Raw genomic sequence first — 14417 nt, 5'->3', positions numbered from 1 at the left:
GGCAGAGGCGCCTGAAAGAGCGAAAGCGGCAATGCAGGACGGCAAGCTGAACGGCCCCCATCCGGCGGACGACCTCCCGGCACTCGCCGTCGAGCGGGTCAGCCATTCCTATGGCCAGCGCAAGGCGCTGAACGATGTCTCCTTCACGGTGCCGCAGGGCTCCTTCACCGCCCTCCTCGGGCCGAACGGTGCCGGCAAGTCGACGCTGTTCTCGCTGATCACCCGGCTGTTCAACGTCCGGCACGGCGCCATCCGGATTCTCGGCTTCGACCTGTCCAAAGATCCTGGCGAGGCGCTGCGCCGGCTCGGCGTCGTCTTCCAGGCTAGAACCCTCGATCTCGACCTGTCGATCAGCCAGAACCTCATCTACCACGCTGCCCTGCACGGCCTGCCGGCATCGGCGGCGAAAACCCGCATCGGCGAGATTCTTGCGACATCGGAGCTGCGTTCGAGGCTGAAAGAGAAGGCCCGCAACCTGTCCGGCGGCCAGCTTCGCAGCATCGAGATCGTCCGCGCCTTCATGCACCGGCCACGCCTCATCCTGCTTGACGAGCCGACCGTCGGCCTCGACGTCCGCTCGCGCGCCGCGATCCTTTCCGAAGTGAGGCGGCTTGTGCATGAGGAGGGCGTCAGCGTCCTCTGGGCGACGCATCTGATCGATGAGATCGACGCCGGCGACCGGGTCGTCGTGCTGCATCAGGGAGAGGTGCTCGCCGAAGGCTTCGTGCCCGACATCGTCGCCGCACAGGGCGCCCGCTCGATCGGCGACGCCTTCACCCGGCTGACGGGCGTGCGCGCCAAGGCCGCTCAGCCGGAGGGAGTGGCCTGATGAGCGAAGCGACGATCCAGACTGCCACGCCGGTGCGCCGCGGCTTTCCGCTCTCGGCCTATCTGGTCTGTTCCGGCGGCATCGCCTGGCGCGAGGCGCTGCGCTTCATCCATCAGCGCGAACGCTTCGTCTCGGCGCTGGTGCGCCCGCTGCTCTGGCTGTTCATCTTCGCCGCCGGCTTTCGCCAGGTGCTCGGCGTCTCGATCATCCCGCCCTACCAGACCTATGTCCTCTACGAGGTCTACATCGCGCCCGGGTTGATCGGCATGATCCTGCTCTTCAACGGCATGCAGTCGTCGCTGTCGATGGTCTACGACCGCGAGACGGGGACGATGAAGACGCTGCTCGTCTCGCCGCTGCCGCGCTGGTTCCTGCTCGTCTCGAAGCTCTGCGCCGGTGTCGCCGTCGGCGTCGTCCAGGTCTATGTCTTCCTCGCCATCGCCTGGTTCTGGGAAGTGCGGCCCGACTGGCAGGGCTATCTCTACGCGCTGCCGGCGATCCTGCTGGCCGGGCTGATGCTCGGCGCGCTCGGCATGCTCCTGTCCTCGCTCGTCCAGCAGCTGGAGAATTTCGCCGGGGTGATGAATTTCGTGATCTTCCCGATGTATTTCGCTTCCTCGGCGCTCTATCCGCTCTGGCGGGTGCAGGAGTCGAGCCCGCTGCTCTACCGGATCTGCCAGGTCAATCCGTTCACCCACGCGGTGGAGCTCGTGCGTTTCGCCCTCTACCGGGAGCTGAACCTTCAGGCGTTGGCGATCGTCCTTGGCTGCACGGTGGTGTTTCTCGGCGGGGCGATCATCGCTTACGATCCGGCGCGCGGGCTGATCAGCCGCAAGCGGCAGTGACGCCGGGAGAAAGCGTCAGGAAAATACGGGAGGAAAACTCATGGCGAAAGAATTTGTCGTCAGACGGGCGAACCGCTGGGTGACCGCGGGCGTGATCGTGGCGCTCAGCGCATTTGCGCCGGTAAGCCTCGCTTTCGCCCAGGATGGCGCCACGTCCAAGCCGATCCCGAAGGGCTTCGTGCTGCCCGGCCCGGCGCCGACCAACGCGCCGGCCGGCACCGGCAATGCCCCCTCCGCAGGCGCGCCGCCCGCCGAGGGCAAGACCGGCGGTACGAAGAACCCGATGGCCTTCGCCAAGGCCCCGGCCCCCGCGACCACCGACTGGCCCTGCATCCAGCGACGGGTCGAGCAGATTTCGGCCGGGCAGATCTGGGCCGGACCACCGCTGCCGGAGGCCGCCGAGGTCGATCCGGGCGAAGAACTGCGCCGGCTCGTCGACCAGGTGGCGGCGCGGCGCACGCCGCTCTCCGAGGCGGAAGCCGCGGTGAAGGACTATCTGAGCGGTCTGCCAGAGGCAGAGCGCGAAAAGCAGGCCACCGCCTTCGTCGCGGTGCTTCTGTCGCGTTTCAATTCCGAACGCGGCCAGATCATGCGCGGCATCGAGCGCTATGGCGCCAAGCAGAAGGCGCTTGCGGCGAAACTGCGCGAGGAGGCGAAAACCGTCTCGACCCGCCAGAACAATCCGACCGAAAACCCGACCGCCCTCGACGAGGCCAGGCAGAGGGTGCTCTGGGATACCCGTGTCTTCAACGAGCGCCGCAAGTCGCTGAGCTATGTCTGCGAGGTGCCGACGCTGATCGAGCAACGCGCCTTTGCGCTGGGCCGCGCCGCCGAACAGGCGCTGTGACGGTGTCGGCCGGAGATTTGCCGGAAGATGGAAGACCGCCGGTCAGCATCACGCTGCGGGTCCTTCCAGAAACCTATGCCGTGAGCCGGCTCGGACCGGACGCGGCCATCCCGCACTGGGCAGACGGCGAAGGCTTCGTCTCGATCTCCCGGACGGGCGAAGAGCTTTCGATCCTCTGCGAGGCCGGGAGGGTGCCTGATGGTGTCCGCGTCGATGCAGGGTGGAGCGGCTTCCAGTTCGTCGGCCCCTTCGCCTTCGAGGAGACAGGCATCGCGGCTGCCGTGCTCGAACCGCTGGCAGCGGTGGGGATCGGGATCTTCCTCGTCTCGACCTTCGACACCGACTATCTGTTCGTGAAGACAGAGAATGCCGGCCGCGCGGCCGAAGCGCTCACCGCCGCCGGGCACGTTGTTGCGGCTGTATGAGCCGAAAGCGTTTCACGCTCAGCGTTTGAGCTGGGCGATCAGCGAACTTCGCATCGGCAGCTCGAACATCGCGCCACCCGCCACGATCGATGCCTGCTTCTCCATCGTGTCCCAAAGCGAGAGGATGCGCTCCATCTGCTTCGTCACCTTGGCCTTGTAGAGCCCCCTCGAGAGGAAGAAGCCGACGAGCCGAGAATTCCTGAAGGCCCGGTATTCGAGCTCGTTTTTCGTGATGCGACGGTCAGCCGACAGGATCACCCATCGTCCCTCGGAGCTCAAGGCGGAGATCCATTCGACGTCAGTCACGCCGGGGCCGAATTTCGTCCGTAGATGAACGATCTCGTGTTCACCCTGGAAGAGCGCCTGTAGGGCACGAGCGAGAGCCGGTGAGAGGTTCTCGTCGACCAGCATCCTCACGCAGCTTCGAGGCTCTCTTCGAACTTGACCGCATCGCGCACGATCAGCGCGGGGATATCGAACAGACCGGAAACCTTTTCGATCGATCCTTCTGCATTGACGGCATCGGAAAGTGCGACCGTCGGCACACCAAACTCTGCTGCAATCGGCTGTCCGAAGGATCGCGACGGATCTATCACGATCGTGCTCTTGCCTTGGAACGGGCGCCATCTCGCAACGACTGTGTCGTCGAGATCGAGGTCCCGGAAGCTTTTCTCGATGACCTTCTTGAGCTCGTATTGCCGCGTTTTGAGATCGAGGAAACCCTCTCGGTCACCGGATCGCTCGATGCTCTCAAGGCAAATTGTCCGGCCGTCCATCTGAAACCGCCGCGTTGAGAATGGGTGGTCGACGCCGACGCATTCTCGCGCGTGTTCGAGACAGTGACGCACAGTCTTCAGCCCAATTCCCGCATCGAGGAACGCTTTGACGAAGCGAAGCTCGATCAGGTCTCGAAAGCCGATTTCGACGTGGTTTTCGGCGGATGGGAGTTGCGAATCCCAGAGCGGCGGAACCTGTCGGATCTCACCATCAACGCTGTGACCGTAGCCGCGCATCCAGCGCCGGATATTGCGCGCAGGCGTTTGCAGAAGACGCGCTGCCTCCTGCGCCGTGTAGGAACCGACGTCGAACAGAACGACAGGTGGCTTGGTCATCTGGTTCATCAGCGGCACAGTATCCCCATTGGGACCGCCGGCAAACTCACCTGCCTTCGACAATTCGGACAACGGGCAGGAGAAGAAGACTGGCAGGGGCAACAGGGCTCGAACCTGTGACCTGCGGTTTTGGAGACCGCCGCTCTACCAACTGAGCTATACCCCTTCGGCCGCGCTGGGAATAATGCTTCGGCGGGCCGGATGCAACAGCAATCTTGTGCCTCGGAGGTGTCGTGCCGCGCGGCCCGCGAAACGGCCCCGCCGTCACGCTACCCCGAGCGAGAGGCCGAAAGCCGCCGAGCCAGATCGCCGCCGGCGTCCTTCCGTCCGACTCGCCGGGTCCGCTTTCCGCCAGGGACCGTCTCCGTCAGGCCGAGGCCTGCATCCGGCCGCCGGTCTCCTGGCCGATGACCCGGCGCACGACCAGCATCACCGCGATGACGGCGAGGTAGGCGGCAAGTTCACTGGCGGATGGCTGGGCCATGTAGCCGAACAACACATGCGCGACGCGGCCGGGAATGCTGGCCTCGGAAAGCACCGAACTCGTATCCCAGAGCGGCGTCACCCAGTCGTTCAGCCACCCGCCCTGGGCAAGGAAGCGCATCGCCTGCGCGGCGAGGCCTGCCGCCAGAAGGGTGATCAGCGCCGTCAGCACGCCGAAGAGATGGCGCAGCGGAATGGCGATGAGGCCGAGATAGAGCAGCGCCGAGATAACCGCGCCGCCGGCAATGCCGAGGAGGCCGCCCGACAGGATGCCGAGAGCAGTGGTCTGGCCGGCCGCGGCGACGCCATAGAGGAACAGCACCACCTCGGAGCCCTCGCGCAACACCGCGACGGCGCAGACGATGGCAAGTGCCATCAGCGAGCGGCTGCCCTCCTTCACCGCATGGCCGACAGCCTTCAGTTCCCGGGCGAGTTCACGCCCGTGGCTCGCCATCCAGGCATTGTGCCAGACGAGCATGGCGACGGCGACGATCAGCACTCCGGCATTCAGCGCCTCCTGCCCCGAGCCCTCGAAGAGATCGGCGATGCCGCCGGCAAAGGCCGCGACGAGACAGGCGCCGAGGAAGCCCGCGAAGATGCCCCCGGCGACATAGGTGCCGCGCCCGGCAAGGCCGCGGGTCGCCGCCAGCACGACGCCGACGACGAGACCGGCCTCGATGACCTCGCGAAAGACGATGATGAAGGCAGCGAGCATCGGACTACTTCGCGACCACGATGCCGCGCGCCGTCGCGGCATGATATTCGCCCATGAACATATAGCGCCCGGGGACCAGCGGCTGGATTCGGATGATGCCGGTCTGGCCGCCGCCGACCACCTTCTCGACCCTGAGATCCGTCGAGTCGAACTCGTCCGGCGTGGCGTCGGCATTGGTCAGCTTGATCTGGAACCGCTCATTCGCCGGCACCTCGATCGTCTCTGGCGAGAACTTGTGGTCCTTCAGCGTCAGTTCGATGGTCTGGACGTCGGCCGCCGCCGCCGGCAGGGCGGCACAGGCGATGCAGGCGGCCGCGAGAATCGCGGGACGAAGGATCGAAATCGTCATCGGTTTTCCTGAGAAAAATGTTCGGGGATCGTCGCCAGTGCTGCAAGGACCGGGAATGCGTCTCCTGAGGCGCGATCGAAGGTTTCTGCATGCCGGAGGGATACACCCGACGCGGCTAAGCAGACAGTTTTCGTCAGATTAAATTTCGGTAATCTCCGAGTGTGTGGCCCGGGGAGCGTGAGGGACGGCTTTCGGCCAGAGCCTCACTTGCCGCGCTTCAGGCTCCCGAGGATGCCGCGGACGATGGCAGTCGTCACCGTGGAGGCGACCGTGCGGCCGACCTGCTTCATGATCGTCTCGGTCACCGTCTGGCGCTGGTATCCGGAAGAGCGCGTCGCCTTTCGCCGCGGCGCCCTGCGGCGCGGCTGGTCGTCGGCGTATTCGGCGTAGTCCTCGGCATCGTCGCGGCCGTCCCCGCCGAGGCCGAAATCGGGAATCTGGAAGCCGGTGCGGGTGCGTCGGCTCCGCGGAACGGATGACCCGCCGCCCCATGGGCCGCGCCCGTCGTCGCCTTTCTCGTCCACCGCCTCGGCGCGGCGCCGGGCGGCTTCTGCCCGCGCCTCCTGCCCCGCCCGCTCGGCCGCTTCCCGCTGGCGGGCGGCTTCCGCCTCGCGTTCGCGCTCCTCTTCCTCGCGCTTCAGCTCCGCGCCGGCGCGCTCGACGAGGATTTCATAGGCGGATTCGGAATCGATCGAATGGTCGTAGAGCCCTGCGACCGGGCTCTGGCGCATGGTCTCCGCCCGCTCCTCGTCGCTGACCGGTCCGAGCCTTGCGGCAGGCGGGCGGATCAGAGTGCGCTCGACGACTGAGGGAACCCCGCCCTTGCCGAGGGTCGAGACCAGCGCCTCGCCGACGCCGAGCGTGGTGATTGCCTCGAAAGCGTTGAAGGCGGGGTTCGGCCGGAACGTCTCTGCGGCCGTCTTCACCGCCTTCTGCTCGCGGGGCGTATAGGCCCTCAGCGCATGCTGGATGCGGTTGCCGAGCTGCGCGAGCACGCCTTCCGGAACGTCGAGGGGATTCTGGGTGACGAAATAGACGCCGACGCCCTTGGAGCGGATCAGCTTCACCACCTGCTCGACGCGCTCGACGAGGATCGAAGGCGCGCCGTCGAACAAAAGATGCGCCTCGTCGAAGAAGAAGACGAGCTTGGGCTTTTCCGGATCGCCGATCTCCGGCAGTTCCTCGAAGAGCTCCGACAGGAGCCAGAGCAGGAAGGTGGCATAGAGCCGCGGATTCATCATCAGCCGGTCGGCGGCCAGCACGTTGACGAAGCCGCGCCCGTCCCGGTCGGTGCGCATCAGATCGTCGATCTTCAGCGCCGGCTCGCCGAAGAAGCTCTCCGCCCCCTGCTGCTCGAGCACGAGCAGCGAGCGCTGGATCGCCCCGACCGAGGCCTTGGAGACGTTGCCGTAGAGCTTGGAGATCTCGGAGGACTGCTCGGCGACATGCGCCAGCATCGCCTGCAGGTCCTTCAGGTCGAGCAGCAGCAGGCCCTCGTCGTCGGCGATCTTGAAGGCGATGTTGAGAACGCCTTCCTGGGCCTCCGAAAGGCTCATCAGGCGGGACAGGAGCAGCGGGCCCATCTCGGAGATGGTGGCGCGGATCGGATGGCCCTTCTCGCCGAAGATGTCCCAGAACACCGCCGGATAGAGGTCGTTGTAATAGGGTTCGAGGCCGATCTCGGCGGCCCGCTTGACGAGGAAGTCCTTCGCCTCGCCCCGCTGCGACAGGCCGGAGAGATCGCCCTTGATGTCGGCGCAGAACACCGGCACGCCGGCGTCGGAAAACCCTTCGGCCAGAACCTGCAGCGTCACCGTCTTGCCGGTGCCGGTAGCGCCGGTGACGAGCCCGTGTCGGTTGGCGAGCTTCAGGTCGAGATATTCGCCCTGCCCGACGGTGCCGTCGTCGTTGCGGCTTGCGCCGAGGTAGATCCGGTCTGTTTCAGCCATGGTCGACCGCCTCCCGCGCGGCGCTGCGAAAGTATATTCTTACGGCGGCTTCGAACAAGCCGCGGCACGATGGCGCTGCCAGAGCGCTGTGCGTCCGAGTGGACGCATATAGGACGCAGCTAACTGATTGAATCGACGCATCGGGCCCTTCAGGAAATCGGTTCCGATTTTCGCGCCGATGCGAGCAAATCGACCGCTCCGATGTCCTTCGCCATGTGGTAAATTGCCCTTGGCTCGCGTAAGGTTGCCCCGAGTGGGGAAAAATCCGAATCCAGACGAGGCGCCAGCTCCGGACGACGGGGCTGCACAAGCTCGGGAAAATGCGGCGGTGAGCGTTCAGACGCGATCAGACGGGCAGCCCGCCGGGGGGGCGCGACGCCCACCCATGGCGGCGCTGCTGCCGCGCTGGCGCAGGCTCGTCCTGTCGCGGCTGTGGCGCCGGCCGACGCTGTTCGTCCATCTGGTGACCTTCGCGCTGATCGTCCTCGTCCCGGCGCTGCTGTTCAGCGCCTTCCTGATCATCCAGTTCTCCCAGCAGCAGCAGGAGATCGCGGCGGCGCAGGTCAACGACACCGCCGAGATCGTCTCCAACGCCATCGACCGCGAGATCTACGGCCTGTTGACCTCGGGACGGGTGCTGGCCGCCTCGCCGACGCTCCTCAACGACCGGCTGCAGCAGTTCCACGACCGGACGGCGGCGGCGCTGGCCGGCACCGCGACCACCGCCGAGCTGGTCGACCGCAACATGAACGTCCTCGTCGACACCCAGAGCGGATTTCCGCCGGTCGTCCCGCCCTTTCCCGAACGCTCCCTCGTTGATCGGGTCTTCGGCACCTTCCAGCCGACGGTCTCCGGCGTCAGCTTCCGCAAGTCGCGGGGAGAGTTCGTCTATCATGTGGCGATCCCGGTGAAGCAGGGCGCCAAGGTCAAATACGCGCTGATCCTGACCAAGGCGACGACCTCGTTCGAATCGGTGATCGCCGACCGCAACCTGCCGACCAAATGGTCGGCGATCATCAAGGATGCGCTCGGCAAGCGCGTTTTCGCCGCGGTGACCAGCGACGGGAGGATGCGGCCGCGCCAGAGCATCTCCTACGACAATCCGTCGATCGTCGAGACCGTCGGCAATGCCCGCATGGCGGCCGACCTGATCGAGGCCTCGACCGTGTCTTCGCTGTCCGGCTGGACGACGACGGTCGCGGTCCCCAGCGCCGTCATCGGCCGGCCGGTGATGCGCTCCTGGCTGCTTCTCGTCGCCGCGGGGGCGTTACTGCTCGCCTTCTGCGTCGCTCTCGGTATCACCGTCGGCCGCCGCCTCGCCGAGCCGATCTCCCAGCTCGCCAGACAGGCCGAACAGATCGGGCGCGGCGAGCCGGCGACGGTGATCTCCACCGACATCGCCGAGATCGGCCAGGTCTCGCGGGTGCTCGCCCAGGCTTCGCGCGAGCGCCGTGAGGCGGAGGAGCAGAACCGCTTCCTGATGCGCGAGATGAGCCACCGCGCCAAGAACCAGTATGCGCTGATCGCTGCCATCGCCCGCCGCGCCGCCAATGAGAGCTCCGACACGACGCAGTTTCTGGCAACGCTCTCCGAGGCCCTGAACTCGCTCGCCCGCTCGGCCGACCTCCTCTCCTCCGGCGGCTGGGAGAGCGTCTCGATGGCCGAACTCGTGAAGAACCAGCTGCAGGCCTTCGGATCGAACAGCGAGCAGATCGTCATCGAGGGACCGGAGCTGCCGCTGAACGCCACCGCCGCCCAGACGATCGGCCTCGCTCTCCACGAACTTGCGACCAATGCGGCGAAATACGGCGCCCTGTCGCGCCCGGAGGGGCATGTGACGATCACCTGGACGGCGGAGGAGACGGTCACGCTCTCCTGGCGCGAAAGCGGCGGCCCGCCGGTGACGCCGCCGCGCCATTCGGGCTTCGGCACGCTGGTCACCCAGAAGATGACGGCGCGCGGTCTCGGCGGCTCGGTGGCGATGGACTATGCCGCTACCGGTGTCGTCTGGACGCTCACCGTGCCGCGGGAATCGGTCAGGAGCTGCCCGGAAGCGAACGGCGTCGCGCGTGGAAGGTGATGGAGCGACAGCGATGGCAACCGTCATTCGGAAATTCGGCAGCGAAGCGGGCGTAATCATCCCGAAGGACGTTCTCGACGCCCTGCATCTGAAGGCAGGAGACGAGATCGAGATTATCAGTCACGCCGACGGCATGACCCTGGTGCCGAAACATGGATCCTTCGAAGAGCAGATGACTTCTGCGCGAAAGGCCATGGCCAAATACCGGGCTGCCCTGAAAGAGCTTTCGAAATGAGCTTTGCGTGGCTCAGTCGCGCCGCGATTGAGGCAATGCACGATGAGCAGATCGCCGAGCATGGCGGTCTGGCGGGATTGAGAGACGAAAACGCCCTCGAAGCCGCGCTTGCCCGCCCACAAAACAAGTTCGCCTACGGCGAGGCGGATATTTTCGAGCTTGCCGCAAGCCAACTGTTCGCGCTTGCCTGAAGCCATCCCTTCCATGACGGCAACAAGCGGACCGCGTTTCTTGCCTGCTATGTGTTTCTCGACATCAACGGGATCGAAATCGTGGCCAGCAACGCCGGCGTATACGAGTTGGTGATGGGTGTGGCTGCAGGCATCATCGAAGAGCCGGCGATCGGCGACTGGCTGAGACAGCATTCGAAAGTGAGCGGATGATCGAGACCTACAGCTTCGACGGGACGAAGGTCGTCCACGACACGGCCGGCCCGGGCGACCTGCCATCGAATGCGATCTGGGTGGATCTCGCATCGCCGACGCCGGACGAGGTCGCCGCCGTCGAGGCACTCTGCGCCATCGCCATCCCGACCCGCGAGGAGATGAGCGAAATCGAGGTGTCGAGCCGGCTCTATTCGGAGGACGGCGCCGACGTGATGACCGCGAGCGTCGTCCACGGCGTCCAGAACGGCGCGCCGGCCTTCGCCCCGGTGACCTTCATGCTCGCCCGCGGCCGGCTCGTCACCGTGCGCTACAGCGAGCCGAAGAGCTTCAAGATCTTCGTCGCGAAACTCTGCCGCGATCCGGCCGTGCTGCCGCCGCATCAGGAGAACGCCGAGCCGGGCGAGATCGCCCGCGCGGCCGGCAAGCCGCCGACGGCGGAGCAGCTTTTGGTCGGCCTTTTGGAGACGGTGGTCGACCGCGTCGCCGACCTTCTGGAGCTGATCTCCGCCGATCTCGACCGCATCGGCGACGACATCTTCTCCTCCTCGGCGAAGAAGAAGCCGACCGGCACGGCGGACTTCAAGAAGCTCTTGCAGCGGATCGGCGCGGCCGGCGACCTGACCTCGCGAGTCCGCGAGAGTCTCGCGACGCTCGACCGGCTCCTTCCCTTCCTGCAACTGGCCCTCGACCGCAAGAAGGGCAACGGCATGAAGGACGGCAAGGCGCGGGTGAAGGTGATGGCCCGCGACATCCATTCGCTCAACGATTTCGTCTCGTTTCTCTCCAACAAGACCACCTTCCTGCTCGACACGACGGTCGGCATGATCTCGATCGAGCAGAACGCCATCATCAAGATCTTCTCGGTCGCCGCCGTCGCCTTCCTACCGCCGACGCTGGTCGCCTCCGTCTACGGCATGAACTTCCAGAACATGCCGGAGCTCGGCTGGTCCTTCGGCTATCCTTACGCGCTGGCGCTGATGGTGATCTCGGCCGTCGTTCCCCTGGTCTATTTCCGCTACAAGAACTGGCTCTGAACGCCTTTGGCCGGCCTCGCCCGGCGGGGTGGCGAGGCATTCGTCTTCGTGAACGCAGCGGTCAGCCTCGCTGACGGGGCTTTTCACCGACCCCGACCGGGACCATGTCAGAAAGCCTGACCGTTCATCGGACACCGGAGCCACACAATGCCCGCCTTTTCCGTCCTCGACCTGTCGCCCGTCCCGGACGGCTTTACCGCAGCCGACGCCCTGAAGAACTCCGGCGAGCTCGCCCGCCATGCCGAGGAACTCGGCTACAAGCGGTTCTGGATGGCCGAGCACCACAACATGCCCGGCATCGCCAGTGCCGCGACGGCGGTGGCCCTCGCCTATGTCGCGGGCCTGACGAGGACGATCCGCGTCGGCGCCGGTGGCGTGATGCTGCCGAACCATGCGCCACTGGTCATCGCCGAGCAGTTCGGCACGCTGGCGACGCTCTATCCGGATCGGATCGATCTCGGCCTCGGCCGGGCGCCGGGAACCGACATGATGACCACAAGAGCGCTGCGGCGCAGCCTCGAATCCAGCGACAGCTTCCCTCAGGATGTCCTCGAACTGATGGTCTATTTCGAGCCGGCGGAAGACGGCCAGAAGCTTCGGGCGATCCCCGGCGAAGGCACCCGCGTTCCGGTGTTCATCCTTGGATCGAGCCTCTACGGCGCGCAGCTCGCCGCCCATCTCGGGCTTCCCTATGCCTTTGCCTCGCATTTCGCGCCGGCCGCGCTCGACCAGGCGGTCGAGGTCTATCGCGAGACCTACCGACCGTCGGAGCGCCATCCGCACCCCTATTTCGTCCTGGCGGCCAATGTCTTTGCCGCGGATACGGACGCCGAAGGCGCCTATCTCAAGAGCTCGATGGAACAGGCCTTCGTCAAGCTGCGCACCGGCCAGCCCGGCAAGCTGCCCCGGCCCGTCGAGGGCTATCTCGAGAACCTCGATCCGGCCGGGCGGTCGATGCTCGACCAGGCGCTGGCGGTGTCAGCCGTCGGTTCGCCGGAAAAGGTCCGGCGGGAGTTGCAGGCCCTCGTCGAGCACTATCAGCCGGACGAGATGATCCTCACCGGGCAGATCCACGACCACGCCGCGCGGCTGAAGTCCTTCGCCATCGCCGCCGAAGCGATGCGACGGGTCAACGAGGCGCGGCAGGCCGCCTGACGCGGCATCGCCGCCAAACGCCGGAAAAATCACGCGGATGCCGCAGGCGATCGCCGGCCGATGGCTTTTGCTCGCCGCCCGACTGCGCTACAGCCTCCTCCCCGAAGCATGAATGCGCTTGAAAGGGAGGAAGCATGATCACGCGCCGGCTCGTCTGCCTCTTTCCCGGTTTCGAGCCGATGCGCGCCGACGCCCATATCCGGCGCTTTCGCCGGGGCGCGGAAAGCGCGGCGGCGCTTTGGGACCTCGCCATCGCGGTCGAGGAGCCGGACAGCAGCAGCGGGCCGGACGGGCTGTTTCCGCGCCTGAAACTGCGGCTCGGCGGGGCAGCGGCGGGCAACCGGCCCTGGCGCACCGACACCGAGATCGTCTTCTTCGACTGGGGCGACCTGATCCTCGCCTATGCGGCGCGGCCGTTCTACCGGCGCTTTCTTACCGGCTATCTCGCCCTTGCCGACTTTCTCTTTTCCGGCACGGTGTTCCGCTATTTCCGTGTCAGCTGGCGCTATGGCCTCTTCTACCTCTTCCCGATCGCCATTCTCGTCGCCGCCCTGCTGTTCGGATCGTTCGCCGGGGTCTTGCTGGCCGGTCTCGCAGGAGGGCTCGGCAGCCTCGCCGCGACGCTCGTTGGCCTTACCGCGGGCCTTGCGGTCTTTGCCGGACTGATCTTCCTCGCCGCTCGCCGTCTGCACATCTTTACCGCCCTCGACGACTGGGCAATGGCGCGGGACATCTGCCGTGACCGCAACCCGGCGATCCGCAGCCGCATCCTGCTGCAGGCCGAACAACTGGCCGCGCACCTCGGCGAAGGGGCATCGGACAAGGGCACCGAACTCGTCGTCGCCGCCCACAGCCTTGGTGCGGTCATGGCCGTCCTCGCCCTCGACGAGGCGCTGCAGCGCCCCGCCCTCGCCGGACTGCAGCCGCATGTCCTCACCGTCGGCTCCAGCTTGATGAAGACAGCACTGCATCCGGCCGCGAGCGACGAACGGAGAGCCGTGCGGCGGCTTGTCACCGAGAGGCTCGTGCCCTGGACGGACTGCCAGGGCCTTTCCGACCCGATCAACTTCTACAAGTCGAACCCCGCCACCTCCCTCGGCATCGAGACGGGCCGGACGCCCCGTGTCGTCCGGGTGCATTTCCGCAAGCTGGTGAAGCCCGAGACCTACAAGCGCATCAAGCGCGACTTCTTCCGCCTGCACAGGCAGTTCGTCCTGCCGGTCGAGAGACGGGCGCCCTATTCCTTCCACATGCTTCTGACGGGACCGCATCCGATTGGCGACCTCGCCTATGAGGCGAGCATCGACCGGCCGCCGCTGAAGGCGCTTCCCGAACCGCCGAAGGATATCTCAGTCACCGCGCCGGCAGAGGGAAGCCCGGCATGAGCACGGTCCTCGTCGGCAAGATCTGCTGGGTGCTGTTGATCGTCGGCTGGTACGTCATCCGCTACCCGTTCGAGCGTCGCGCAAAACGCCGCCGCGTCGCGGCGACACGGCGCGGCCGGGCCGAGACGGTGCGCATGCTGATCTCGCTCTCAGGCCTCGGCATCATTCCCGGCATCTTCGTCGCGACCGGCTTGCCGCGCTTTGCGAGCTACGTCCCCTCGCCTTTCCAGACCGGCCTCGGCATGATCGCCCTGATCGTCGCGCTCGTCCTCTTCCGCCTCACCCACAAGGCGCTCGGCAGGATGTGGTCGGTCTCTCTCGACATCCGCGAGAAGCACGAACTCGTCACCAGTGGCATCTACCGGCACGTCCGCCACCCGATGTACTCCGCGTTCTGGACGATGGCTCTCGCACAGGCGCTGCTTCTGCCCAATCTCGTCGCCGGGCTGGCCGGGCTCGTCGGCTTCGGCACGCTGTTCTTCCTGCGCATCGGGCCGGAAGAGGCGATGATGGAAGAGACCTTCGGCGAAGCCTGGCGCGACTACCGCAGCCGCACGGCGCGGCTGATCCCCGGCATCTACTGAGGCA

16 protein-coding genes, 1 tRNA gene and 1 pseudogene are annotated in these 14417 nt (G+C 66.1%); 12 read left to right on the top strand and 6 right to left on the bottom strand.

Annotation, left to right across the window (positions count from 1 at the left end; all coding sequences use genetic code 11):
- The first annotated feature begins 31 nt into the window (after positions 1 to 31).
- From E3C22_RS17400 to E3C22_RS17385, 4 genes are read left to right on the top strand one after another with little or no spacing between them, the layout of a single operon-like run.
- Positions 32 to 829: an ABC transporter ATP-binding protein gene (locus tag E3C22_RS17400; RefSeq protein WP_134759131.1), complete on the top strand. Its 798-nt coding sequence runs from the start codon at positions 32 to 34 to the stop codon at positions 827 to 829.
- The gene (locus E3C22_RS17395; RefSeq protein ID WP_134759129.1) at positions 829 to 1674 is read left to right on the top strand and encodes an ABC transporter permease; all 846 of its coding nucleotides are present in this window, start codon (positions 829 to 831) and stop codon (positions 1672 to 1674) included. The genes E3C22_RS17400 and E3C22_RS17395 overlap by 1 nt, the downstream gene beginning before the upstream one ends.
- A gap of 40 nt (positions 1675 to 1714) precedes the next feature.
- Positions 1715 to 2521 carry a hypothetical protein gene (locus E3C22_RS17390; protein WP_134759127.1) on the top strand — a complete coding sequence of 269 codons (807 nt, stop codon included), beginning with the start codon at positions 1715 to 1717 and terminating at the stop codon, positions 2519 to 2521.
- Entirely contained in the window at positions 2518 to 2946 is a 429-nt protein-coding gene (locus E3C22_RS17385) for an ACT domain-containing protein (protein ID WP_342635609.1), read from the top strand. The genes E3C22_RS17390 and E3C22_RS17385 overlap by 4 nt, the downstream gene beginning before the upstream one ends.
- An 18-nt stretch (positions 2947 to 2964) precedes the next feature.
- Here the strand turns inward: E3C22_RS17385 and E3C22_RS17380 are convergent, their stop codons facing one another.
- From E3C22_RS17380 to E3C22_RS17355, 6 genes are all read right to left on the bottom strand, one after another.
- Positions 2965 to 3357 (bottom strand): PIN-like domain-containing protein, encoded by a 393-nt coding sequence (locus E3C22_RS17380; protein ID WP_342635608.1) that lies wholly within the window; start codon positions 3355 to 3357, stop codon positions 2965 to 2967.
- Between the two features lie 2 nt (positions 3358 to 3359).
- On the bottom strand, positions 3360 to 4067 hold the full coding sequence (locus tag E3C22_RS17375) for a MerR family transcriptional regulator (RefSeq protein ID WP_134759123.1): 708 nt from the start codon (positions 4065 to 4067) through the stop codon (positions 3360 to 3362).
- Positions 4068 to 4148: 81 nt separating this feature from the next.
- Positions 4149 to 4224 (bottom strand) — tRNA-Trp (locus E3C22_RS17370).
- Between the two features lie 201 nt (positions 4225 to 4425).
- Positions 4426 to 5256 (bottom strand): FTR1 family iron permease, encoded by an 831-nt coding sequence (locus E3C22_RS17365; RefSeq protein WP_134759121.1) that lies wholly within the window; start codon positions 5254 to 5256, stop codon positions 4426 to 4428.
- Between the two features lie 4 nt (positions 5257 to 5260).
- Positions 5261 to 5605 (bottom strand): cupredoxin domain-containing protein, encoded by a 345-nt coding sequence (locus E3C22_RS17360; protein ID WP_134759119.1) that lies wholly within the window; start codon positions 5603 to 5605, stop codon positions 5261 to 5263.
- A gap of 203 nt (positions 5606 to 5808) precedes the next feature.
- Positions 5809 to 7554 (bottom strand): helicase HerA-like domain-containing protein, encoded by a 1746-nt coding sequence (locus tag E3C22_RS17355; protein ID WP_134759117.1) that lies wholly within the window; start codon positions 7552 to 7554, stop codon positions 5809 to 5811.
- Positions 7555 to 7939: 385 nt separating this feature from the next.
- On the opposite strand from E3C22_RS17355, the gene E3C22_RS17350 reads away from it, so the two are divergent.
- From E3C22_RS17350 to E3C22_RS17320, 8 genes and pseudogenes are all read left to right on the top strand, one after another.
- Positions 7940 to 9634: a sensor histidine kinase gene (locus E3C22_RS17350; protein WP_167591574.1), complete on the top strand. Its 1695-nt coding sequence runs from the start codon at positions 7940 to 7942 to the stop codon at positions 9632 to 9634.
- 13 nt (positions 9635 to 9647) lie between these two features.
- Positions 9648 to 9869: an AbrB/MazE/SpoVT family DNA-binding domain-containing protein gene (locus E3C22_RS17345; RefSeq protein ID WP_134759113.1), complete on the top strand. Its 222-nt coding sequence runs from the start codon at positions 9648 to 9650 to the stop codon at positions 9867 to 9869.
- Positions 9866 to 10060, top strand: coding sequence for a Fic family protein (locus tag E3C22_RS24975; RefSeq protein ID WP_425364944.1), 195 nt, complete (start codon positions 9866 to 9868; stop codon positions 10058 to 10060). The genes E3C22_RS17345 and E3C22_RS24975 overlap by 4 nt, the downstream gene beginning before the upstream one ends.
- Before the next feature lie 3 nt (positions 10061 to 10063).
- Positions 10064 to 10252: pseudogene (locus E3C22_RS24970) on the top strand (type II toxin-antitoxin system death-on-curing family toxin); the annotation flags it as partial.
- Positions 10249 to 11289 (top strand): magnesium transporter CorA family protein, encoded by a 1041-nt coding sequence (locus E3C22_RS17335; protein ID WP_134759111.1) that lies wholly within the window; start codon positions 10249 to 10251, stop codon positions 11287 to 11289. The pseudogene E3C22_RS24970 and the gene E3C22_RS17335, both read left to right, overlap by 4 nt.
- A gap of 147 nt (positions 11290 to 11436) precedes the next feature.
- Positions 11437 to 12444: an LLM class flavin-dependent oxidoreductase gene (locus E3C22_RS17330; RefSeq protein ID WP_134759109.1), complete on the top strand. Its 1008-nt coding sequence runs from the start codon at positions 11437 to 11439 to the stop codon at positions 12442 to 12444.
- A 134-nt stretch (positions 12445 to 12578) separates the two neighbouring features.
- The gene (locus E3C22_RS17325) at positions 12579 to 13829 is read left to right on the top strand and encodes a hypothetical protein (protein WP_134759107.1); all 1251 of its coding nucleotides are present in this window, start codon (positions 12579 to 12581) and stop codon (positions 13827 to 13829) included.
- On the top strand, positions 13826 to 14413 hold the full coding sequence (locus E3C22_RS17320) for a protein-S-isoprenylcysteine O-methyltransferase (RefSeq protein WP_134759106.1): 588 nt from the start codon (positions 13826 to 13828) through the stop codon (positions 14411 to 14413). The genes E3C22_RS17325 and E3C22_RS17320 overlap by 4 nt, the downstream gene beginning before the upstream one ends.
- Positions 14414 to 14417 lie beyond the last annotated feature (4 nt).

The organism is Jiella endophytica, from assembly GCF_004519335.1.
Lineage (GTDB): Bacteria > Pseudomonadota > Alphaproteobacteria > Rhizobiales > Rhizobiaceae > Jiella > Jiella endophytica.
This window is presented reverse-complemented; position numbering and strand designations above follow the sequence as displayed.